Annotated in this window: 16 protein-coding genes and 1 pseudogene; 9 read left to right on the top strand and 8 right to left on the bottom strand. The window is 62.8% G+C overall.

Annotated features, from left to right (window positions below):
* Positions 1-16: 16 nt before the first annotated feature.
* A complete protein-coding gene (locus GCN75_RS05390) occupies positions 17-1,246 on the top strand; it encodes a phospholipase D-like domain-containing protein (RefSeq protein WP_152281689.1) in 1,230 nt (409 codons plus the stop codon).
* Positions 1,247-1,254: 8 nt separating this feature from the next.
* Positions 1,255-2,325 carry a S1/P1 nuclease gene (locus GCN75_RS05385; RefSeq protein WP_152281688.1) on the top strand — a complete coding sequence of 357 codons (1,071 nt, stop codon included), beginning with the start codon at positions 1,255-1,257 and terminating at the stop codon, positions 2,323-2,325.
* Positions 2,326-2,371: 46 nt separating this feature from the next.
* Here GCN75_RS05385 and GCN75_RS05380 read toward each other — a convergent pair whose 3' ends face one another.
* Positions 2,372-3,136, bottom strand: coding sequence for a DeoR/GlpR family DNA-binding transcription regulator (locus GCN75_RS05380; protein WP_152256609.1), 765 nt, complete (start codon positions 3,134-3,136; stop codon positions 2,372-2,374).
* 85 nt (positions 3,137-3,221) lie between these two features.
* Between GCN75_RS05380 and GCN75_RS29505 the strand changes: the two are divergent.
* Positions 3,222-3,806, top strand: a pseudogene (locus tag GCN75_RS29505) (NUDIX domain-containing protein); the annotation flags it as partial.
* A gap of 426 nt (positions 3,807-4,232) precedes the next feature.
* Here the strand turns inward: GCN75_RS29505 and GCN75_RS05370 are convergent.
* The 7 genes from GCN75_RS05370 to GCN75_RS05340 form a co-directional block, all read right to left on the bottom strand.
* Positions 4,233-5,204: an ABC transporter permease gene (locus GCN75_RS05370; protein ID WP_034754516.1), complete on the bottom strand. Its 972-nt coding sequence runs from the start codon at positions 5,202-5,204 to the stop codon at positions 4,233-4,235.
* Positions 5,205-5,208: 4 nt separating this feature from the next.
* Positions 5,209-6,288 (bottom strand): ABC transporter permease, encoded by a 1,080-nt coding sequence (locus GCN75_RS05365; protein WP_152281686.1) that lies wholly within the window; start codon positions 6,286-6,288, stop codon positions 5,209-5,211.
* Positions 6,285-7,814, bottom strand: coding sequence for an ABC transporter ATP-binding protein (locus GCN75_RS05360; RefSeq protein WP_152281685.1), 1,530 nt, complete (start codon positions 7,812-7,814; stop codon positions 6,285-6,287). The genes GCN75_RS05365 and GCN75_RS05360 overlap by 4 nt, the downstream gene beginning before the upstream one ends.
* Positions 7,815-7,895: 81 nt before the next feature.
* Entirely contained in the window at positions 7,896-8,891 is a 996-nt protein-coding gene (locus GCN75_RS05355; protein WP_086145103.1) for a BMP family lipoprotein, read from the bottom strand.
* 379 nt (positions 8,892-9,270) lie between these two features.
* The gene (locus GCN75_RS05350; RefSeq protein ID WP_152281684.1) at positions 9,271-10,173 is read right to left on the bottom strand and encodes a LysR family transcriptional regulator; all 903 of its coding nucleotides are present in this window, start codon (positions 10,171-10,173) and stop codon (positions 9,271-9,273) included.
* Positions 10,174-10,252: 79 nt separating this feature from the next.
* Positions 10,253-11,182, bottom strand: coding sequence for a pseudouridine-5'-phosphate glycosidase (locus tag GCN75_RS05345; protein ID WP_405002783.1), 930 nt, complete (start codon positions 11,180-11,182; stop codon positions 10,253-10,255).
* Positions 11,183-11,185: 3 nt separating this feature from the next.
* Entirely contained in the window at positions 11,186-12,343 is a 1,158-nt protein-coding gene (locus tag GCN75_RS05340) for a carbohydrate kinase (protein WP_152281683.1), read from the bottom strand.
* Positions 12,344-12,733: 390 nt separating this feature from the next.
* Between GCN75_RS05340 and xapA the strand changes: the two genes are divergently transcribed.
* The 6 genes from xapA (at position 12,734) to GCN75_RS05310 (ending at position 20,214) form a co-directional block, all read left to right on the top strand.
* Positions 12,734-13,573 carry a xanthosine phosphorylase gene (gene xapA / locus GCN75_RS05335; protein WP_152281682.1) on the top strand — a complete coding sequence of 280 codons (840 nt, stop codon included), beginning with the start codon at positions 12,734-12,736 and terminating at the stop codon, positions 13,571-13,573.
* 120 nt (positions 13,574-13,693) lie between these two features.
* Positions 13,694-14,887 carry a phosphopentomutase gene (locus GCN75_RS05330; RefSeq protein WP_152281681.1) on the top strand — a complete coding sequence of 398 codons (1,194 nt, stop codon included), beginning with the start codon at positions 13,694-13,696 and terminating at the stop codon, positions 14,885-14,887.
* On the top strand, positions 14,884-15,843 hold the full coding sequence (gene deoC, locus GCN75_RS05325) for a deoxyribose-phosphate aldolase (RefSeq protein WP_152281680.1): 960 nt from the start codon (positions 14,884-14,886) through the stop codon (positions 15,841-15,843). Before GCN75_RS05330 ends, deoC begins: the two co-directional genes overlap by 4 nt.
* 12 nt (positions 15,844-15,855) lie before the next feature.
* The gene (locus GCN75_RS05320; RefSeq protein WP_405002782.1) at positions 15,856-18,237 is read left to right on the top strand and encodes an aldehyde dehydrogenase family protein; all 2,382 of its coding nucleotides are present in this window, start codon (positions 15,856-15,858) and stop codon (positions 18,235-18,237) included.
* 137 nt (positions 18,238-18,374) lie between these two features.
* The gene (deoA, locus tag GCN75_RS05315; RefSeq protein WP_152281679.1) at positions 18,375-19,697 is read left to right on the top strand and encodes a thymidine phosphorylase; all 1,323 of its coding nucleotides are present in this window, start codon (positions 18,375-18,377) and stop codon (positions 19,695-19,697) included.
* A 106-nt stretch (positions 19,698-19,803) separates the two neighbouring features.
* On the top strand, positions 19,804-20,214 hold the full coding sequence (locus GCN75_RS05310) for a cytidine deaminase (protein ID WP_152256598.1): 411 nt from the start codon (positions 19,804-19,806) through the stop codon (positions 20,212-20,214).
* The last annotated feature ends 5 nt before the right edge of the window (positions 20,215-20,219 follow it).

The following is a 20,219-nucleotide window of genomic DNA, read 5'->3' as shown; positions in this document are numbered from 1 at the left end:
ATTACAAGGAATAACCATGCGTCGCTTATTTGTTTCCGTATTACTTAGCAGCCTGTTCGCGGGCACGGCCCACGCCGATTTCACCATTCCCGGCTTTGAGCTCGTGCACACGTCGCCCGTTGAGACCAGCTTGACGAATCCCGACCTGCGCGAACCTGTTGCCGTGTGGACTGAGCTGTTCGATTCGGCCAAGAAAGAAATCGTCATCGCCCAGTTCTATGCCGTCAGCAAGCCGGGCACGGCTTTTGAAAAAGTGCTGGCCAGCCTGACGGCCGCAGGCCAGCGCGGTGTCAAGATCCGCTTCCTGCTGGACCAGAAGGGCGTGGGCCTGTCGGAAGCGGCCACCATCGCCCAGATCAAGGCCATACCGAACCTGGATTTGCGCCTCATCGATTTCAATAAAGTCACGGGCAATGGCATCGTGCACGCGAAATACCTGGCCGTCGATGGCCAGGTGGCGTATATCGGCAGCCAGAATTTCGACTGGCGCTCGTTCGAGCACATCCATGAAACGGGCTTGAAGATCACGGAGCCGGCCATGGTCAGCCAGGTGCAAGCCATCTTTGAGCAGGATTGGCAAGCCCAGGCATTGACGTCGCAGGGCGGGCGCGCCACGGTGCTCAACAGCAAGGTCGTGCCCGCGAACTACGCGCAAAACGCCTTCCTGCTGGCCAGCCCGAATGCGTACAACCCGGCTGGCGTGGGCGACTCGGAAACGGGCTTGCCCGCCTTGCTGGCGGAAGCGAAAAGCGAAGTGCGCATCCAGCTGCTCGATTATGCGCCGCTGTCCTACGGCCCGAACCGTACGCGTCCATACTATGCCGTGATCGACAACGCCGTGCGCGCAGCCGCCCAGCGCGGCGTCAAGATCAAGCTGATGGTGTCCGCCTGGAATACGGAAGCGCCGGCCATCGCCTACCTGAAGAGTTTGGCCCTGGTGCCGAACGTGGAAATCCGCATCGTGACGCTGCCCACTGCCTCGACGGGTTTCATTCCGTTCGCGCGCGTGATCCACAGCAAGACCATGAGCATCGATGGCAAGCTGGCTTGGGTGGGCACGAGCAACTGGGCGGGCGGCTATTTCGACTTGTCGCGCAACCTGGAAGTGGTGCTGCGCAACGATGCCATGGCGCAGCGTATCGCCGCGTTGCATGAGCAGACGTGGAGCTCGGCGTACGCGCAGCCCATCGACATCAACAAACAGTATCCGAAGCCGGCGAAAGCGACGCCGCAAGGCAAGGAATAACGGTGAACATGAAGAAATTATTGAGTGTGCTGGCGCTGGGCGCCGCTTTCGCTTCCGGCAATGTGCTGGCCTGGGGCAACGACGGCCACCGTGCTGTGGGCGCCATCGCCGATCAATTGCTCAAGGGCAGCGCGGCACAGGCGCAGATCGCGGCCTTGCTGTTACCTGGCGAAAACCTGGAAAAGATCGCCAACTGGCCCGATTGCGTGAAAGGGACGTATTGCGGCCCCCAATCGCCGGAAATGCTCGCGTACGTGGCAGCCAACCCCAAGCATGGCGAATACCATTACACGAACGTGCCGTTCCAGAACGCGCACTACCACGACCATGGCGTGGGCACGGCCGACGACGATATCGTGCAAACATTGAAACAGGCGATCCTGGTATTGCAGGGCAAGGCAGATGCGGCCAGCAATCCGCATGGCTTCAGCCAGCGCGAAGCGCTGATCCTGATCACCCACCTGGTGGGCGATATCCACCAGCCTTTGCATGTGGGCAATGCGTTTGTGGGCAAGGATGGTCAGTTTTTCGTGCCCGCCACGCAGGCGCAGATCGACGACATCGCCATTTTCAATGCGCGGGGCGGCAACGACTTGCTGCTCGACGATGCAAAGATGACGGCGCTGTCCGATGCCGTGATCCCCGCGCCCCTGCCGGTGGAAGAGGGGGCGGCCAAGCCGGCCGGCAGCTATCCGAAGTCGCCTACCAAGCCCCTGCATTCGTACTGGGATACGACCGTGGTCGATTACGCCATGCGCCGCCTGAGCACGCGCACCCCGCAGCAGTTCGCCCGCACCGTGATCGCCAGCGCGCCCGTGGTGAGCGGCAACAGCGGCGACCCCGTCACGTGGCCTTATCAGTGGGCCGATGCGTCGTTGGCGGCGTCGAAGACGGCTTTCACCGATGTGGTGGCGGGCCCGGCCACGCAGCAGACCAGCCGCAAGGGCGAGGTCTACAATGTGTGGGCCTTGACGGTGCCGGACAACTATCCCGTACCCAGCTCGGCGCTGGCCAAGCAGCAGCTGACCGAGGCGGGCTACCACCTGGCGGCCGTACTGCAGGCGATCTGGCCGCAATAAGCCGGTCGCAACGAGATGAGTGAAAACGGCCTGCGGGCCGTTTTTTTTACGCCAGGGTGACGGCAATCCCCATGTCGCGGTAGGGCGCGACCAGGGCGTCTTCCACGTCGCGGTGCACGATGATGTCGTTGACCTGGCTCAAGGGGGCAATTTGGAATGGCGAGGCCGTGTTGAACTTTTCCGGCGAAGCCAGCACGACGGTGCGGCTGGACGCCTCGCTCATGGCGCGTTTCACGCACGCTTCCTCGTAATCGCCCGTGGTGATGCCCGCTTGCGGATGCAGGCTGGCCACGCCCATGAAATACAGGTCGGCGCGGATGCGGCCGACGGCTTCCACGGTGGCCGCACCGACGCCCACGATCGAGTGCTTGTACAGGCGCCCGCCCAGCATCAGCACTTCGATCGATGGGTGGTTGACCAGCTCGACGGCAATCGACGGGCTGTGCGTGACGATGGTGGCGTGCAGTTCGCGCGGCAGCTGGCGCGCCAGTTGCACGGCCGTCGTGCCGCCATCGAGAAACACCACCTGCCCCGTTTGTATCATGGCGCCCGCCGCCCGGCCGATGGCGGGCTTGGCTTGCGGCGAAATCTGCTCGCGGGCCGCAAACGGCACCAGTGCGGGCGAACGGGACAGCAAGGGCAGGGCGCCGCCGTGCACGCGCTCCAGCAAGCCTTCCTTGGCCAGCTCGCGCAGGTCGCGCCGTATCGTGTCTTCCGACAAGCCCAGGGTGTCGCTGACGGCCTTGGCGACGAGCTGGCCTTCGCGCTGCAGCAAATCCAGCAGGTATTGTTTGCGTTGCTGTGTGAGCATGATTTATCTCGTTAATTCTTGATGTTGCACGAGTTTGCATGATAAAGTCGGCAAAGGCAAGCATATGCAGACACAAGGAGACACTATGCGTGAAGAAAGTACGAAGCAGGAACGGGTCCGCATCCAGCAGGTGCAGACCCTGTCGCACGACTGGTATCTATTGCAGAAAACCACGTTCGACTATCTGCGCCACGACGGCCAGTGGCAGACGCAGACGCGGGAAACCTATGACCGCGGCGATGGCGCCACCATCCTGCTTTACAACAAAATCAAGCGCACGGTGATCCTGATCCGCCAGTTCCGCTTTCCCACGTATCGGGCAGGCCATGATGGCTTCCTGATCGAGACGGCGGCCGGCTTGCTGGAAGAAGCCAGTCCGGAACAGCGCATCCGCGCCGAGGTGGAAGAGGAAACCGGTTACCGGGTGGGCCAGGTGCACAAGGTGTTCGACGCCTTCATGAGTCCCGGTTCCGTGACGGAGCGCGTGCATTTCTTCGTGGCCGAATACGATCCGGCCAGCCGCATCGGCGACGGCGGCGGCCTGGTGCATGAAGGCGAGGATATCGAAGTGCTGGAGCTGCCCCTGGCGCAGGCGCTGCAGATGGTGGCCGATGGTCGCATCTGCGACGGCAAGACTATCATGCTGCTGCAGCATGCGCAGCTGCATCTGATGCCGCGCAAACAGGGGCTGCAGATTTTGGTGGCTGGCCCATATCGTTCCGGCACGGGCGACGATCCCGCCTTGATGGCGGCGAATGTGGCGGCTATGCAAGCCGTCTGCCTGCCCTTGTACGCAGCCGGCCACATGCCCGTGCTCGGTGAATGGGTGGCCCTGCCCATGCTGGCGCTGGCCGGCTCCACCCGGGTGGGCGATGCCGTGTATGAAGACTTGTTCCACGCGCACGCGACGCGTCTATTGAGCCATTGCGATGCCGTGCTGCGTATCGGCGGCGCGTCCCAGGGCGCCGACCAGATGGTGGCCGTGGCGCGCAGCCTGGGGCTGGCCGTGTTTTTCTCGCTGGACGAGATTGCACAGGCGTAAAAAAAGCGAAGCCCGCGGGCTTCGCTTTTTTTTTGCGTCAAGTCAACGCCAGACTTAACGGGACTTCACAAATGGAATGCCGATGGCTTTCGGCGCGATGGATTTCGCCATCAGGCCCGCCAGCACGATCACCGTGACGACATACGGCACCATCTGGATCAGCGAACCGGGGATGCGGCCCACGACGGGCAAGTCCACGCCTTCGATCTGGATCTGGATGGCGGCAAAGAAGCCGAACATCAGACAGCCGAGGAAGGTGTAGACAGGGCGCCAGTTGCCGAACACCATGGCCGTCAGGGCCAGGTAGCCGGCGCCGGCCGACATGTCGCGCAGGAAGAAGCCGCTTTGCACGATGGCAAGATACGCACCCGAGAACGAGCACAGGATGCCGGCCACCAGCATGGCCAGATAGCGCGTCGCTTCCACGCTCACGCCGGCCGAGTCGGCCGCATGCGGGTTTTCGCCGCAGGCGCGCAGGCGCAGGCCGAAGCGCGTGTGGTACAGCAGCCAGTGCACGAGCGGGATCAGGAGGAAGGCGACATACACGAGGATGGAATGGCCGCCGATCAAATGGGCATACACCCAGCCGATGAAGGGGATATGTTCCACATATTGCGTGCCCGGCAAGACCACGTCGAACAGCCGCGCCGAACCGAGGTCGGGCGTACGGCCGCCTTGCTGGAAGAAAAATTGCGCCAGCACAAACGTCAGTCCGCTCATGGCGATGTTGATCGCCATGCCGGCCACCAACTGGTTGCCTTTTTGCGTGATGCTGACATACGCTTGCAGCAGGGCCAGGGCGACGCACACGAGCATGCCGGCAGCCATGCCGTAATACGGGTTTTGCGTCGTGTAGGCAACGGCGGCGGACGCGAAGGCGCTGGCCAGGATCTTGCCTTCCAGGCCGATGTCGATCATGCCGCTGCGTTCGGCAAACAGGCCGGCCATGGCGGCAAAGATCAGGACGGGCGCATTGCGCACGGTCGATACCAGGATGCTGGCGAATTGAAAGTCGTCGAGTGTCATGGTGTTAGCCTTTGGTGCGCTTGAGCAGGGCGGAAATGGCCGGTGCGTAGAAGTTTTCCATGGCGCCGCAGAACAGGATGATCAAGCCCTGGATGAAGATGAAGGTTTCCGTCGGGATATTCGGTTTTTCCAGCGACAGGTCGAAGCCGCCCTGGATCAGCGCGCCGAACAGCACGGCCGACAGGAAGATGCCGATCGGATGCTGGCGGCCCATCAGGGCAATGGCGATGCCGATGAAGCCGGCGCCGCCCACGAAGTTCAGCGACAGGTAGTGCGTCGAACCCATGATGGAATTGACGGAACCGAGGCCCGCCAGCGCGCCCGAGATCAGCATGACGATGATGATCATCTTGCTGATCGACACGCCCGCATAGTGGGCCGCATGCTTGTTGAGGCCCGTGGCGCGCAGCTTGAAGCCCCACGACGAGCGCCAGACCATCACGCCATAGATCACCAGCGCGGCGATTGCCAGGATAAAGCTGATGTTCAGCGGCGTGTCGCCCAGCGACGGGAACCAGGTGGAGAGGCGCGGCATTTCGCCGCTTTCCGCAAACACGCGGCTGGCCGTATTCTGTTCGCCCGGCGGAATCAGGTACTTCACGATGATGAAGTTCATCAGGCTGGCGGCGATGAAGTTGAACATGATGGTGGTGACCACGATGTGGCTGCCCCGCTTGGCTTGCAGGTAGCCGGGCAGGAAACCCCACAAGGCGCCGAACAGGGCCGCGCCGATCATGGCCGCGGGAATCAGGAGCCAGGCGGGCAGGGTCTGGTCGAAGGCCAGCATAGCGACAGTCAAGCCCAGGCCGCCGATGTACATCTGGCCTTCGGAACCGATATTGAACAGGCCGGCCTGCATCGCCACGGAAACGGACAGGCCCGTGAAAATGAAGGTGCTGGCGTAGAACAGGGTGTAGCTCAAGCCTTCCGGATTGAGGATGGCGCTGTGGACGAGGATCGACAGCGATTCGGCCGGGTCTTCGCCCAGCATATAGATCACCAGGGCTGCGACCAGCAAGGCCGACAGCAGGTTTAACATGGGCATGACAAAGGCTGTCGCCCAGCGTGGCAAGTCGTTATTCATGATTTGTGCATTCCCCCCATCAACAGACCGATGCGGGTGGTATCGAATTCTTCAATTTTCAGTTCGCCGGTGATGCGTCCGCCGCACATGACGAGAATGCGGTCGGCCAGCGCCCGCACTTCTTCCAGTTCGACGGAGACCAGCAGGATCGCCACACCCGCGTCGCGCAGGGCCAGCAATTGCGTATGGATGCTTTCGATGGTGCCGATGTCGACGCCGCGCGTGGGCTGGCCCACCAGCATCAGTTTCGGCTTGGCCAGCACTTCGCGCGCGATCACCACCTTTTGCTGGTTACCGCCCGACAGCAGGCCGATGCGCAGGTCCGGATTGGCCGGGCGCACGTCGAAGGTTTTCAGCAGTTCCGCGCAGCGGGCGCCGATGGCCTTGAAGTTGAACAGGCCCCAGCGGTTTTTCAGGCGGTCCTGGTAGCCGAGGATGGTGTTCTGCATGACGGAGAAATTCTTCACCACGCCATCGCGCAAGCGGTCTTCCGGAATGTGGGCGATGCCCAGGTCGCGGAAAGCCAGCGGCAAGCCGTCCGCATCGTGGCGCTTGGCAAACGGCAAGTCCTTGCCCTGGAAGCGCAAGGTGCCCGAGGTGGGCAGGCGCATGCCGGACAGAATTTCCAGCAGTTCGCTCTGGCCGTTGCCCGACACCCCCGCGATGGCGACGATTTCGCCGGCCCGCAAGTTGAAGCCTATGTCGGCCAGCAATTTGACCTGTTGCTCGTCGGCCAGTTGCAGCCCGTCCACTTCCAGCACCGTGGCGCCCGGATTGTACGGTGCGCGGGGCAGATGGCTCTGGATGGGGCGGCCCACCATCATGTTGGCCAGCTCTTCCTTCGAGGTGCCGGCGGTCGCCACGGCGCCCACCACCGTGCCGCCGCGCATGACGGTGACGTTGTCGGTGATTTCCAGGATCTCTTGCAGCTTGTGCGTGATCAGGATGATGGTCTTGCCCTGCTCCTTGAACAGGCGCAGGATTTCAAACAGGGACGCCGTTTCCTGGGCCGTCAGCACGGCCGTCGGCTCGTCGAGGATCAGGATATTGGCGCTGCGGTAAATCTGCTTGAGGATTTCCACGCGCTGCTGTGCGCCCACGGACAGGTCTTCGATCTTTGCCAGCGGGTCGACGTCGAGGCGGTAGCGCGCGCAAATCTCGCGCAATTTGGCTTCCGCTTCCGTCCGGTGGCTGGCCAGGCGAAAACCGCCTTCCGTGCCCAGCATGATATTGTCGAGGACGGTAAAGTTTTCGACCAGCATGAAGTGCTGGTGCACCATGCCGATGCCGAGGTTGATCGCTTCCTGGCTGTTGCGGATAGGCTGTACTTTTCCGTCGAGCAGGATTTCCCCGCCGTCGGCACGGTAGTAGCCGTACAGGATGCTCATCAAGGTCGATTTGCCGGCGCCGTTTTCCCCCACCAGGCCATGGATACTGCCCTTGGCGATGGAGAAACTGACGTCGGCGTTCGCCTTCACATGTCCAAACTGCTTGGAAATGCTGCGAAATTCTACTGCTGGCTGCATAGGTTCATAACTGGATAGTTTCATGGAAACGCGCCGCGCGGAGACAGGCCCCGGCGGCGCGCTAAAAGATACGGAGAAAAATTAAACCGGGCAGCTGCTGCCGACGCGGTAATCGATCACTTTGATCTTGCCATCGATAATGTCCTTACGCGCACCCAACACGCGTTTTTCGATTTCTGGCGTAATCAGCTTGCGGTTGTTCGCGTCGAGCGCCCAGTCCACGCCGCCTTCTTTCAAGCCTTTATAGCTGACGCCGCCTTTCCAGGTGCCGTTCTTGACTTCCATGAAGCTGTCATAAACCGTGTTGTCGACGCGCTTGACCATCGAGGTCAGGATGCTGCCTGGATACAGATGGTTCTGGTTCGAATCGACGCCGATGGCCAGCTTGCCTTTTTCCTTGGCCATTTGCAATGTGCCCATGCCGCTGCCGCCAGCGACGGCGAAGACGACATCGACGCCGCGCTCGAATTGCGAGCGGGCCAGTTCGCCACCCTTGGCCGGGTCATTCCAGGCGCCGGACGTGGTGCCGACCATGTTTTGCGTGATTTCCGCTTTCGCATTCACTGCCTTGACGCCTTGCGCGTAGCCGCAGGCGAAGTTGCGGATCAGGGGAATATCGATGCCGCCGATGAAGCCGACCTTCTTGCTCTTGCTGGCCATGGCCGCAGCCACGCCCACCAGGTAGGAGCCTTCTTCTTCCTTGAAGACGACGGAATTGACGTTGCTGCCGGCAGCCTGGCCGTCGATCAGCACGAATTTCACGTTCGGGAATTCCTTGGCGACCTTTTGCACGGCTTGCGTTTGCGCAAAGCCGATGGCGGCGATCATGTCGAGTTTCTTGCGGGCCAGGCCGCGCATGACTTGTTCCGCCTGCGTATCGCTCGATGCCTGTACTTCGATGAAGGAAATGCCTGTGTCTTTTTTGAAGCGCGATGCGCCTTCGAAAGCGGATTGGTTGAACGACTTGTCGAACTTGCCGCCCGCGTCATACACGACACCCAGTTTTGGGGTAGCCGCGGACGCTTGAGCAGTCAGAAATACGGCTGCGATCGTCAAACTAAATTGTGTAAGTTTCATGAATTGGCTCCTGGAAGATCGATATTGTATATTTTTTATAGGTGAAACATATAATTTGGGGCCGATTTAGCCTGTTTTTGATGCACGAGGTGATAATTCCTTATCAACATTGCACTGTATTGCACAAGATCATTGCTGGCCTTGTATGATTTTATGTCGTCAGTGTGATGCTCATGCAACAGTCGCGCCGTGTCTCTTTTATGCTTACAACATCGAATGGCGGTGCCGGAACGGGCTGGGATGCGCCGTCAGTGGACGGGCAGGGCAGGCACAGGACCGGCGCCACGATGGGCGTCCGAATCACTATGCATCATGCCAGATATGTATGACAAATACGTTTTTGTTTAACTATTTATATGAAAGCCATATAAATTGGGCGTCAAGCGGCGGGAGGATTCAGGATATTCAAAAAGGCCCGCACGACGGGGGCGTCGTCGAGCGTGGTGTAGCTGATGTACAGATTGGCCGAGGGGGGATTGGTCTTGATCGGCAGGAATACGACGCCGGGCCAGCCGATGCGGCTCGTCGTTTCCGGCACCAGGGTCACGCCCAGGCCCGCACCCACCATGGCCAGCAGGGTTTGCGGCTCGCTCGCTTCCTGGAAGATCACGGGTTCGAAACCCGCATTGATGCAGCATTGCACCAGGTAGCGGGGAAACGCGGATTTATCGAGGTTCAGCGTGAGCATCGGTTCGTGGGCGATGTCGATCAGTTCGATGGCCGTGTTTTTCGCCAGCGGATGGTGTTCATTGACGGCCACGCACACATTTTCGCGGAAGCACAGTTCCTGGCGTAAATTATCGTGACGCAAGTCGTCGTCGTTGAGCTTGGGTTCGCGCCAGAAACCCACGTCGATCTGCTTGGCGCGCAAGGCTTCGTACTGCACCGTGGGACCGAATTCATGGATGGTCCAGGTGACGCGGGGGAATTTGGTCTGGAATTCTTCCAGCAGGCTGGGAATCGGGCCCCACATGGCCGAGCCCACGATACCCACGCGCAAGCGGCCCACTTCGCCGCGGTCGATCTGGCGGATGGTGTCGATGGTCATGCGCATCTTGGCCAGCAGGTCGGCCGCCTCGTTCATCAGGGCCTTGCCCGCCACCGTCAGCTCGAACGTGCGCGTGGTGCGCGCAAACAGGCGCACGCCCAGTTCGCTTTCCAGTTTCATGATCTGCTGGCTCAACGGCGGCTGCGAGATATGCAGGCGCTCGGCGGCGCGGCTGAAGCTTTTCTCCTCGGCAACGGCAAGAAAATACTTTAACTGTTTCAGATCGATGGACATGCTTTCCTTGCATTACCTGATGCTAAGCGGGAACGGCGCGCCGCCGTGAACGGCCGCGCGCTTCTTTACAGCAGTCCTATTATCGTGCCACCACTGCCTGCATGGCAATGGCCAGCGCGGTGCCGACTTGCGCATTGTGCTTGACCAGCGCGATATTCGTCGCCAGGCTGCGGCCATTCGTCAGTTGCTTGATGCGCGACAACAGGAATGGCGTCACTTGCTTGCCTTTCACGCCGCCCGCGTCCGCTTCCTGCAGCGCTTGCGTCGTGATCGCATCGATTTCTTCCTTGGGCATCGCTTGCGCGGCTGGCACGGGGTTGCTGACGACCACGCCGCCTTTCAAGCCCAGCTGCCACTTGGTGCCGATGAAGGCAGCCTGTTCCGCTGGCGTGTCGAGGCGGAAATCGGCCTTGTAGCCGCTTTCGCGCGTGAAGAAGGCGGGAAAACCTTCCTGGCCCACGCTGATGACGGGCACGCCATGGGTTTCCAGGTATTCCAGCGTCAGGCCGATGTCGAGAATCGACTTGACGCCCGCGCAGACGACGGCCACGGAGGTGTGCGCCAGTTCCTGCAAGTCGGCGGAAATATCGAAGCTCGTTTCCGCGCCCCGGTGCACGCCGCCGATGCCGCCCGTGACGAACACGGCGATGCCGGCCAGTTCCGCGCAGATCATGGTGGCGGCCACGGTGGTGGCGCCCAGTTTGCCTTGCGACAGGACGAACGGCAGGTCGCGGCGGCTGACTTTCATGGCGTCGGGCGAGGTGCCCAGCAATTCGAGCTGCTCGGGCGACAGGCCCACGCAGATCTTGCCGTCGATGATGGCGATGGTGGCCGGCACGGCGCCGCCGTCCCGGATGATCTGTTCCACTTCGCGCGCCATTTCCACGTTTTGCGGATACGGCATGCCGTGCGAAATGATGGTCGATTCCAGCGCCACGATGGCCTTGCCGGCGGCGCGCGCGGCTAGCACTTCTTGCGAGAACGAGAGGAAGGTATTCAATTGCGTCATGTGTCAGTCCTGTTGAAAGAGGGTAGGGGGAGGTGGCGCCAGGTCGGCGTCGTCGATGTCGTCGAGCGCGCCGGCCGACACCAGGGGCGAGACGGTGGCATCGGATTCCAGGGTCATGGCGGCCAGCTTCAGGCCGCGCCGGCACGCCAGTTTCAAGTCGCCGCTGTCGTGGTACAGCGACCAGCAGACGGCGGCGGAAAACGCGTCGCCGGCGCCCGTCACGTCGACGGCGTCCACTTCGCGCGCGGCCAAGTGCTCGACAGGCGCGTCCACGCCGTCGCCGTCCGTGAAATACACGCCTTCGCCGCCGCAGGTGACGATCACCTGGCGCGCGCCCTGGCGCTGCACTTCGCGGCAGGCGGCGCGCACGTCGAACGCCGTCGGCAAGGCCCGCGCCACGCGCGTTTCCAGTTCGCCACGGTTGAGGATCAGCAGGTGCAAGCCCGCCAGGTCTTGCGGCAGGTGCGCCATCTTCGGCTGCGAGACGGCGACGATGACCAGCGGCGTCGCGTGGGCAGCATCCTGGCGCGCATCGGCCAGCAGTGCCTGCACGCTATCGTGGCCCAGGTTCAGGTCGCAGACGGTGAGGGCGGCGGCTGCGCGCTGGGGCTGGCGGCTGTGCAGGAAGGCGGGAGTCAGCTGTTCGTAGAGTTGCATGTTGGCCATCGCCAGCAGCATTTCGCCATGCTCGTCGAGCACGGCCGTGTAGGTGCCGCTGCTGGTGTTGCTTAAATGCAAGCTGCCGCGCATGTCGATGCCCGCGTCTTCCGCGTGCGTCTGCAGCGCGTGGCCGGCCGCATCGTCGCCCAGGGCCGTCAGCAGGGCCACGGGGATGGCCAAGCGGGCCAGGTTTTCCGCGATGTTGCGGCCTACGCCGCCAAACACCTCTTCCGAGCGCACGGGATTCGAGGTGCCCATCTGCAAGGTTGCCAGGGTGCGCATCTTGCGGTCCAGATTGGCGGCGCCTATGCACAGCACGGGGCGGCTGTCGGGCAGCACGTAGGCGCGTCCCAGCAGGCGCCGCTCGCGTATGAGGCCGGCGATATGGCCGGCGACGGCCGAGCGCGACAAGCCCAGTTCGTTCGCCAGGTCCTGCTGCGAGATGAAGGGGTTGTTGCGGATCAGCGTGTACAACTGGTCTTTTTTATTGGTATCGGTCACAAGGTGTTCGCAGGAGGTTTAAACATTTGTTCGAAACTGTAAACATTTGTCTTGATCGTGTCAAGCGCATGCCGGGCGTGCGCGAAAAGTGCTCGTATGGAGCTTGTATGCATGGATTTACGGGGCATTGCAAGGGCGTGGCCGCCGCTGGCGGGCGAGCGCTTGCCTGGACTATAATATCGGCCATTTATATTTGAATTGTATAAATGGGCAAGAAAAATGGTATTTGCCATACATATTCCGTTTGATGCATAGTGGCGGCAATTAATGGCAATACGCATCTGGATAGTCCAGCAACACCCATGCATACCCGATACCTGGGCCGCAGTCCCCACCCGGACACGATCGCGCAGGCAGCAACCATCATCATTAGTCACTCAGAGGATAACCATGTCGAACAACGCCCCTTTCCACGCCGCCGAAATCATCCGTGCCCGCGCCCCAGAAAATTTCAAGCCGCGCGTGGCGATGATCCTCGGCTCCGGCCTGGGCGTATTGGCCGAGCAGATGACGGACGCCGTCAGCATCAGCTTTGACGAGTTGCCAGGCTTCCCGATCAGCACCGTGCACGGCCATGCCGGCGAACTGGTGGTCGGCACCCTGTCGGGCGTCGCCGTCGTCTGCATGAAGGGCCGCGGCCACTTCTATGAAGGCTATGGCATGGGCGTGATGACGAGCGCCATCCGCACCCTGAAACTGCTGGGCTGCGAAATGCTGTTCGTCACCAACGCTGCCGGTTCCCTGCGCCCCGAAGTGGACGCCGGCAGCCTGGTGGCCATCAGCGACCATATCAACCTGTTGCCAGGCACGCCGATGGTCGGCCCGAACGACGACCGCTTCGGCCCGCGCTTCTTCAGCATGGCCAATGCCTACGATGCGGACCTGCGCAACCTGGTCAAGGACACGGCTGCTGCGAACGGCATCACCCTGCACGAAGGCGTGTTCGTCGCCTACCCTGGCCCGAACTTCGAGACGGCCGCCGAAATCCGCATGATGGCCCGCCTGGGCGCCGACACGGTCGGCATGTCGGTGGTGCCGGAAGTGGTGTCGGCCCGCCATTGCGACCTGAAAGTGGTGGGCGTGTCCGTCATCACGAACCTGGCCGAAGGCATGTCGCCATTCGCCCTGTCGCACGAACAAACCCTGAAGTACGCGGCCATCGGCGCGAAAGACCTGGTCAAGCTGATCCTGGCTTTCCTCTCCACGGTAGCTGAAAAGCCGCAAGCCTGAGCAGTCTTCTTTACGCAGTAGCGGCGCGCCACACACGGGCGCTGCCGCGCGGCAGGCCGGGAAATTCCGGCCTACACTGTTCGCATCATCCCGCATTACCTTCATAGAGCGAGCCTTATCATGTCACGCGCATTTATCCTCCTGCTTGATTCCTTCGGCCTTGGCGCGACGCCAGACGCCGCCAAGTATGGCGACGCAGGTGCCAATACCTTTGGCCACATTGCCAGCACTGTCGCCAAAAGCGGCAAGACCTTGAAACTCCCTAACATGGAACGCCTGGGACTGGGCGCCGCCGCGCACCTGGCCAGCGGCGAATGGGCCACGGGCTTCGACCAGCGCGACGGTTTTACCGGCGCCTACGGTGCGGCGCGCGAGCGTTCCACCGGCAAGGACACGCAGAGCGGCCACTGGGAAATCGCCGGCGTGCCCGTCGAATTCGACTGGGGCTACTTCCCCCGCACGACGCCGTCGTTCCCTGCCGACCTGACCGACAAGCTCAAGGCCATGTCGGGCGTGCCCGGCTTCTTGGGCGACTGCCATGCCTCGGGCACGGACATCATCAACAAGCATGGCGACGAGCACGTCGCCACGGGCAAGCTGATTATCTATACGTCGGGCGACTCGGTGATGCAGATCGCCGCGCACGAAGAATCGTTCGGCCTCGAACGCCTGTACCAGGTGTGTGAAATGGCCTTCAAGCTGGTCGAGCCGTACAACATCGGCCGCGTCATCGCCCGCCCGTTCACGGGCAGCAACGGCAACTACACGCGCACTTCCAACCGCCACGACTACGCCGTCGCGCCGCCCGCGCCGACCCTGCTCGACCACGTGAAGAATGCGGGCGGCGAAGTGGTCGGCCTGGGCAAGATCAGCGACATCTTCGCTACCCAGGGCATCTCGCGCGTCGTGAAGGGCGTCGACAACATGGCGCTGTTCGAAGCGCTGCTGAAGACGGCCGATGAAGTGCAGGACAAGTCGCTCACTTTTGTGAACTTCGTCGATTTCGACCAGGCTTTCGGCCACCGCCGCAACGTCGAGGGCTATGCCGATGCGCTGCGCGAAATGGATGCGCGCCTGCCGGAATTCATGGCCAAGCTGAAGGAAGGCGACCTGGTCGTGATCACCGCCGACCATGGCTGCGACCCCACCTGGCACGGCTCCGACCACACCCGCGAACACATTCCGATGATCTTCTTCGGCCCCGGCGTCGCCCCGCGCGCACTGGGTATTTCCGAGACCTTCTCCGATATTGGCCAAACCCTCGCCAAGCACCTTGGCGTACCACCACTTGCTAATGGAACCAGCTTGTTATGACACTCATGCACCCCGAATTCAAGCGTAACGAGGCCGTTGGCCTCGACCTGGGCTGGATCAACCAGATCCGCGTCAACCGCGCCGCGACGGACCGCCGCGCGGCCAGCCTGGCGAACCGCCGTACGGTGAAAAAGGAATACCAGGCCGCCTGGCTGGTGAAAGCCATCCAGATGATCGACCTGACCACCCTGGGCGGCGACGATACCCCGGGCCGCGTGGAACGCCTGTGCATGAAGGCCATGCGCCCCTTGCGCGCCGACCTGATGGCCGCACTGGGCCTGACGGAACTGAGCACCGGCGCCGTGTGCGTGTACCACGAGATGATCGCCCCGGCCGTGCAGGTCATCCAGGGCCGCTTGCCCATCGCTGCCGTGTCGACGGGTTTCCCGGCCGGCCTGACGAGCATGGAAACGAAGCTGCGCGAGATCGAACTGTCGGTCGCCGCGGGCGCGTCGGAAATCGATATCGTCATCACGCGCCAGCACGTCCTGAACGGCAACTGGCAAGTGCTGTACGACGAAATGCTGGCCTACCGCAAGGCCTGCGGCGAAGCGCACGTGAAGGCGATTCTCGCCACGGGCGACTTGCTGACGATGGAAAACGTGGCCAAGGCGTCGTGGGTCTGCATGATGGCGGGCGCCGATTTCATCAAGACGTCCACCGGCAAGGAAGGCGTGAACGCCACCATTCCCGTGGCCCTGACGATGGTGCGCACGATTCGCGAATACCACGAGCAGACGGGTTTCCAGGTGGGCTTCAAGCCGGCCGGCGGCGTCAGCTCGGCCAAGAGCGCACTGCAATACCTGACCCTGATGAAGGAAGAACTGGGCAATGAATGGCTGCAGCCGCACCTGTTCCGCATCGGCGCTTCCAGCCTGCTGACCGACATCGAGCGCCAGCTCGAGCACTACGTCACCGGCAGCTACTCGGCCAATCATCGTCACGCACAACCTTAAAGAACATTCGTCATGCCTACAATTAACGAGATTCTCACTACTATGGACTACGGCCCAGCTCCCGAAAGTCAAAAAGAAGCACAGGCGTGGCTCGACGGCCACCAGCGCAAGTTCGGCCTGTTTATCGACAATGCCTGGAGCGAGCCGGCCGAGCTGTTCGCCTCGACCAATCCTGCCGACGGCGCGCAACTGGCCGAACTGACGCAGGCGACCGATGCTGACGTGGAACGCGCCGTGGAAGCGGCGCGCCGCGCGCTGCCCGTGTGGCAAGGCATGGGCGGCCATGGCCGCGCCAAGGTCATGTACGCGCTGGCCCGTTTGCTGCAAAAGCATTCGCGCCTGTTCGCCGTGCTGGAAACCCTGGACAACGGCAAGACCATCCGCGAAACGCGCGATATCGACCTGCCGCTGGCCGCGCGCCACTTCTACCATCACGCGGGCTGGGCGCAGCTGCAATCGGAAGAATTTGCCGACTACCGCGCCGTGGGCGTGGTGGGCCAGATCGTGCCGTGGAATTTCCCCCTGCTGATGCTGTCGTGGAAAATCGCCCCGGCCCTGGCCGCCGGTAACACGGTGGTCTTCAAGCCGGCCGAATTCACCTCGCTCACCGCCATGCTGTTCGCCGAACTGTGCGTGCAGGCGGGCGTGCCGGCCGGCGTGGTCAACATCGTCACCGGCGACGGCCGCGTGGGCTCGGCCATTGTCAACCATCCTGGCGTCGACAAGATCGCGTTTACGGGTTCCACGGAAGTGGGCCGTCTGATCCGCGAGGCGACGGCCGGCAGCGGCAAGAAGCTGTCTCTCGAATTGGGCGGCAAGTCGCCATTCATCGTCTTTGAAGATGCGGACCTGGACGGCGCCGTGGAAGGCCTGGTCGATTCGATCTGGTTCAACCAGGGCCAGGTGTGCTGCGCCGGTTCGCGCCTGCTGGTGCAGGAATCGATCCAGGAGCGCTTCCTGAACAAGGTACGCGCGCGCATGGAAAACCTGCGTCTCGGCTCGCCGCTGGACAAATCGATGGACGTGGGCGCGCTGGTCGACCCGGTACAGCGCCAGCGCATCGCCGCGCTGGTCGATTCGGCCCGTGCCGAAGGCTGCGACGTATGGCAGCCCGCGTGCGAATTGCCGGCGGACGGTTCGTGGTTCCCGCCGACCCTGATCACGGGCGCGTCGACATCGGCCGCCGTGGCGCAGGCTGAGATCTTCGGCCCCGTGCTGGTGGCGATGAGCTTCCGCACGCCGCCTGAAGCGGTGCAGCTGGCGAACAACACGGTGTACGGCCTGGCCGCCAGCGTGTGGACCGAGTCGATCAGCCTGGCGCTGGATATCGCGCCCGCCATCAAGGCCGGCGTGGTGTGGATCAACAGCGCCAACCAGTTCGACGCGGCCTGCGGCTTCGGCGGCTACCGCGAATCGGGCTTCGGCCGCGAAGGCGGCCGCGAAGGCATGCTGGAATACATGACGGCCCTGGCCGAAGATGCGCGTCCGGCCCTGCCGGTGGTGGAAGCGAAAGCCAAGGGCAATGCGAAACCGGCAGCCGCCGACCCCTTCGCCATCGACCGCACGGCCAAGATGTACATCGGCGGCAAGCAGGCGCGCCCTGACAGCGCCTACAGCGCTCCCGTGTTCGGCGCGAACGGCGCCCTGCTGGCCGAAGTGGGCGTGGGCAGCCGCAAGGACATTCGCAACGCCGTCGAAGCGGCGCACAAGGCGTCCGGCTGGACCGGCGCCACGGCGCACAACCGCGCGCAAGTGCTGTACTACATCGCCGAGAACCTGGCTGCGCGCGCCGACGAATTTGCCGCCCGCATCGCCGCCATGACGGGCAGCAAGAACCCGGAGAAGGAAGTGCAGGCATCGATCGAACGCCTGTTCTACTACGCGGCCTGGGCCGACAAGTACGATGGCCTGGCGCACCAGCCGCCAACGAAGGGCATCACCGTGGCGCTCAATGAAGCCGTCGGCGTGATCGGCATCGTCTGCCCGAACGAAGCGCCTTTGCTGGGCTTCATTTCGCTGGTGGCACCGGCCATCGCACTGGGCAACCGCGTGGTGGTGGTGCCGTCGGAAGCGCATCCATTGAGCGCGCTGGACCTGTACCAGGTGTTCGATACGTCCGACTTGCCCGGTGGCGTCGTCAACATCATCAGCGGCAACGCCGATGAACTGGCGCGCACGCTGGCCACGCACGCCGACATCGACGCCGTGTGGCGCCATGACGGCTCGGCCGAAGGCTGCGCGGAAGTCGAGCGCCTGTCGGCCGGCACCCTGAAGCGCACCTGGGTCGGCGGCGCCAAGGGCCGCGACTGGTATAGTGCGGCCCAAAGCGGCGGCCGCGCCGTGCTGGCGCATGCGTCGCAAGTGAAAAACGTGTGGATTCCTTACGGCGTCTAAGGTTGTAGAGCAGGACGGTGGGGCCGGATCTTCCGCGCAGCGATGCGCCGGGGCGCCGGCCCCAAGTTGCTTTCACCAGCAGGGCGCAGGTATCGGGCGCCGCTGGATTGGAACAGTACCTCATATCGGGAGCTATCATGTTTTTAACCCAAGAAATCATCCGCAAGAAGCGCGACAAGGGCGTGCTGAGCGCCGAGGAAATCCAGTTTTTCGTGCGCGGCATTACTGACGGCAGCGTCAGCGAAGGCCAGATCGCGGCGCTGGGCATGGCCGTCTTTTTCAACGACATGAACATGGACGAACGCGTGGCGTTCACCCTGGCCATGCGCGATTCCGGCCACGTGCTGGACTGGCGCGCGCTGAACCTGCCGGGGCCTGTCGTCGACAAGCATTCGACGGGCGGCGTGGGCGACGTGGTGTCGCTGCTGCTGGGCCCCATGGTCGCCGCGTGCGGCGGCTACGTGCCGATGATCTCGGGGCGCGGCCTGGGCCACACAGGCGGCACGCTGGACAAGTTCGACGCCATCCCCGGCTACTGCACCGTGCCGGACAATGAACTGTTCCGCAAGGTGGTGCAGGAGATCGGCGTGGCCATCATCGGCCAGACGGCGCAGCTGGCGCCGGCCGACAAGCGCTTCTACAGCATCCGCGACGTGACCGCCACGGTGGAATCGGTGGCCATGATCACCGGCTCCATCCTGTCGAAGAAACTGTCGGCAGGCCTGGATGCGCTGGTCATGGACGTGAAAGTGGGCACGGGCGCCTTCATGCCCACCTACGACAAATCGGTGGAACTGGCCGAGAGCATCGTCGCCGTCGGCAACGGCGCGGGCATGCAGACGTCGGCCATTCTGACGGACATGAACGAATCGCTGGCGCCGTACGCCGGCAATGCGCTGGAAGTGCGGGGCGCCATGGATTACCTGACGGGCCGTTCGCGTCCCGCGCGTCTGCACGAAGTCACGCTGGCGCTGTGCGCCGAGATGCTGGTGCTGGGCGGCCTGGCTGCCACCGAAGAAGAGGCGCGCGTCAAGCTGATGGCGGCCCTCGATTCGGGCGAAGCGGCCGAGCGTTTCTCTCGCATGGTGTCCGCCCTGGGCGGCCCGGCGGATCTGATCGAGAACCCGGACAAGCACCTGGAAAAGGCGCCGTTCATCGTGCCGGCGCCGGCGCTGTCCGCCGGTTTTGCCAATGTGCGCGATTGCCGCGGCATCGGCCTGGCCGTGGTCGCCCTGGGCGGTGGCCGCCGCCGCCCGAGCGACAGCATCGATTTCGCCGTCGGCCTGACGGACCTCGTGGGCCTGGGCGAGCAAGTGTCCGTCGGCCAGCCGCTGGCCATGGTGCACGCGCGCACGGAAGCGGCGGCGCAGCAAGCCGTCAAGGAAATCCAGGATGCGTATGCCATCAGCGCGGTGGCGTTGACGGCCAATCCAATGATTTACCGTACCATTCGTCCGTAATGTACAACTGGGGTCCGCCCCCCGTTTGCGATAGCGCTGAACTATGTGTCGGCGGTGTTGAGGGGCTGACCCCGGCCTTAATGATTTCAAAGGTATTGCAGAAAAAATGAACAACCAAGAACTGATCGCCGAAGCCAACGCCGGCCGTGAACTGGCCTATGCGCCATACTCGCGCTTCAAAGTGGGCGCGGCGCTGCTGTGCAAGGATGGCCGCGTCTTCCGTGGCTGTAACGTGGAGAACGCCGCGTATGGCTTGTGCAATTGCGCCGAGCGCACGGCGTTTTTCAGCGCCATCGCGCATGGCTGCAAGCCGGGCGACTTCGCCAGGCTGGCCGTCACGGGCGACACGGCCGAACCGATCTCGCCGTGCGGCGCCTGCCGCCAGGTGATATTCGAGATGGGCGGCGCCGACCTGCCCGTGATCCTGACGAACCTGAAAAACGATGTCATGGAAGTGACGGCGGGCTGGCTGCTGCCGCACGGTTTCGGCAGTTCCGACCTGGACATGAAACCATAGGGCTG

Source organism: Janthinobacterium violaceinigrum, from assembly GCF_009208555.1.
Taxonomy (GTDB): domain Bacteria; phylum Pseudomonadota; class Gammaproteobacteria; order Burkholderiales; family Burkholderiaceae_D; genus Janthinobacterium; species Janthinobacterium violaceinigrum.
Note: the sequence above shows the minus strand (reverse complement) of the source record. Positions and strands in the feature narration are given on the sequence as shown.

What these genes read in the sequence shown, in the direction of transcription:
- xapA (WP_152281682.1), top strand. Translation starts at nt 12,734, where the DNA reads ATGTCGAACAACGCCCCTTTCCACGCCGCCGAAATCATCCGTGCCCGC.
- GCN75_RS05345 (WP_405002783.1), bottom strand. Translation starts at nt 11,182, where the DNA reads ATGACGCAATTGAATACCTTCCTCTCGTTCTCGCAAGAAGTGCTAGCC.
- GCN75_RS05370 (WP_034754516.1), bottom strand. Translation starts at nt 5,204, where the DNA reads ATGACACTCGACGACTTTCAATTCGCCAGCATCCTGGTATCGACCGTG.
- GCN75_RS05365 (WP_152281686.1), bottom strand. Translation starts at nt 6,288, where the DNA reads ATGAATAACGACTTGCCACGCTGGGCGACAGCCTTTGTCATGCCCATG.
- GCN75_RS05355 (WP_086145103.1), bottom strand. Translation starts at nt 8,891, where the DNA reads ATGAAACTTACACAATTTAGTTTGACGATCGCAGCCGTATTTCTGACT.
- GCN75_RS05330 (WP_152281681.1), top strand. Translation starts at nt 13,694, where the DNA reads ATGTCACGCGCATTTATCCTCCTGCTTGATTCCTTCGGCCTTGGCGCG.
- deoC (WP_152281680.1), top strand. Translation starts at nt 14,884, where the DNA reads ATGACACTCATGCACCCCGAATTCAAGCGTAACGAGGCCGTTGGCCTC.
- GCN75_RS05390 (WP_152281689.1), top strand. Translation starts at nt 17, where the DNA reads ATGCGTCGCTTATTTGTTTCCGTATTACTTAGCAGCCTGTTCGCGGGC.
- GCN75_RS05350 (WP_152281684.1), bottom strand. Translation starts at nt 10,173, where the DNA reads ATGTCCATCGATCTGAAACAGTTAAAGTATTTTCTTGCCGTTGCCGAG.
- GCN75_RS05380 (WP_152256609.1), bottom strand. Translation starts at nt 3,136, where the DNA reads ATGCTCACACAGCAACGCAAACAATACCTGCTGGATTTGCTGCAGCGC.
- deoA (WP_152281679.1), top strand. Translation starts at nt 18,375, where the DNA reads ATGTTTTTAACCCAAGAAATCATCCGCAAGAAGCGCGACAAGGGCGTG.
- GCN75_RS05360 (WP_152281685.1), bottom strand. Translation starts at nt 7,814, where the DNA reads ATGCAGCCAGCAGTAGAATTTCGCAGCATTTCCAAGCAGTTTGGACAT.
- GCN75_RS05320 (WP_405002782.1), top strand. Translation starts at nt 15,856, where the DNA reads ATGCCTACAATTAACGAGATTCTCACTACTATGGACTACGGCCCAGCT.
- GCN75_RS05310 (WP_152256598.1), top strand. Translation starts at nt 19,804, where the DNA reads ATGAACAACCAAGAACTGATCGCCGAAGCCAACGCCGGCCGTGAACTG.
- GCN75_RS05385 (WP_152281688.1), top strand. Translation starts at nt 1,255, where the DNA reads ATGAAGAAATTATTGAGTGTGCTGGCGCTGGGCGCCGCTTTCGCTTCC.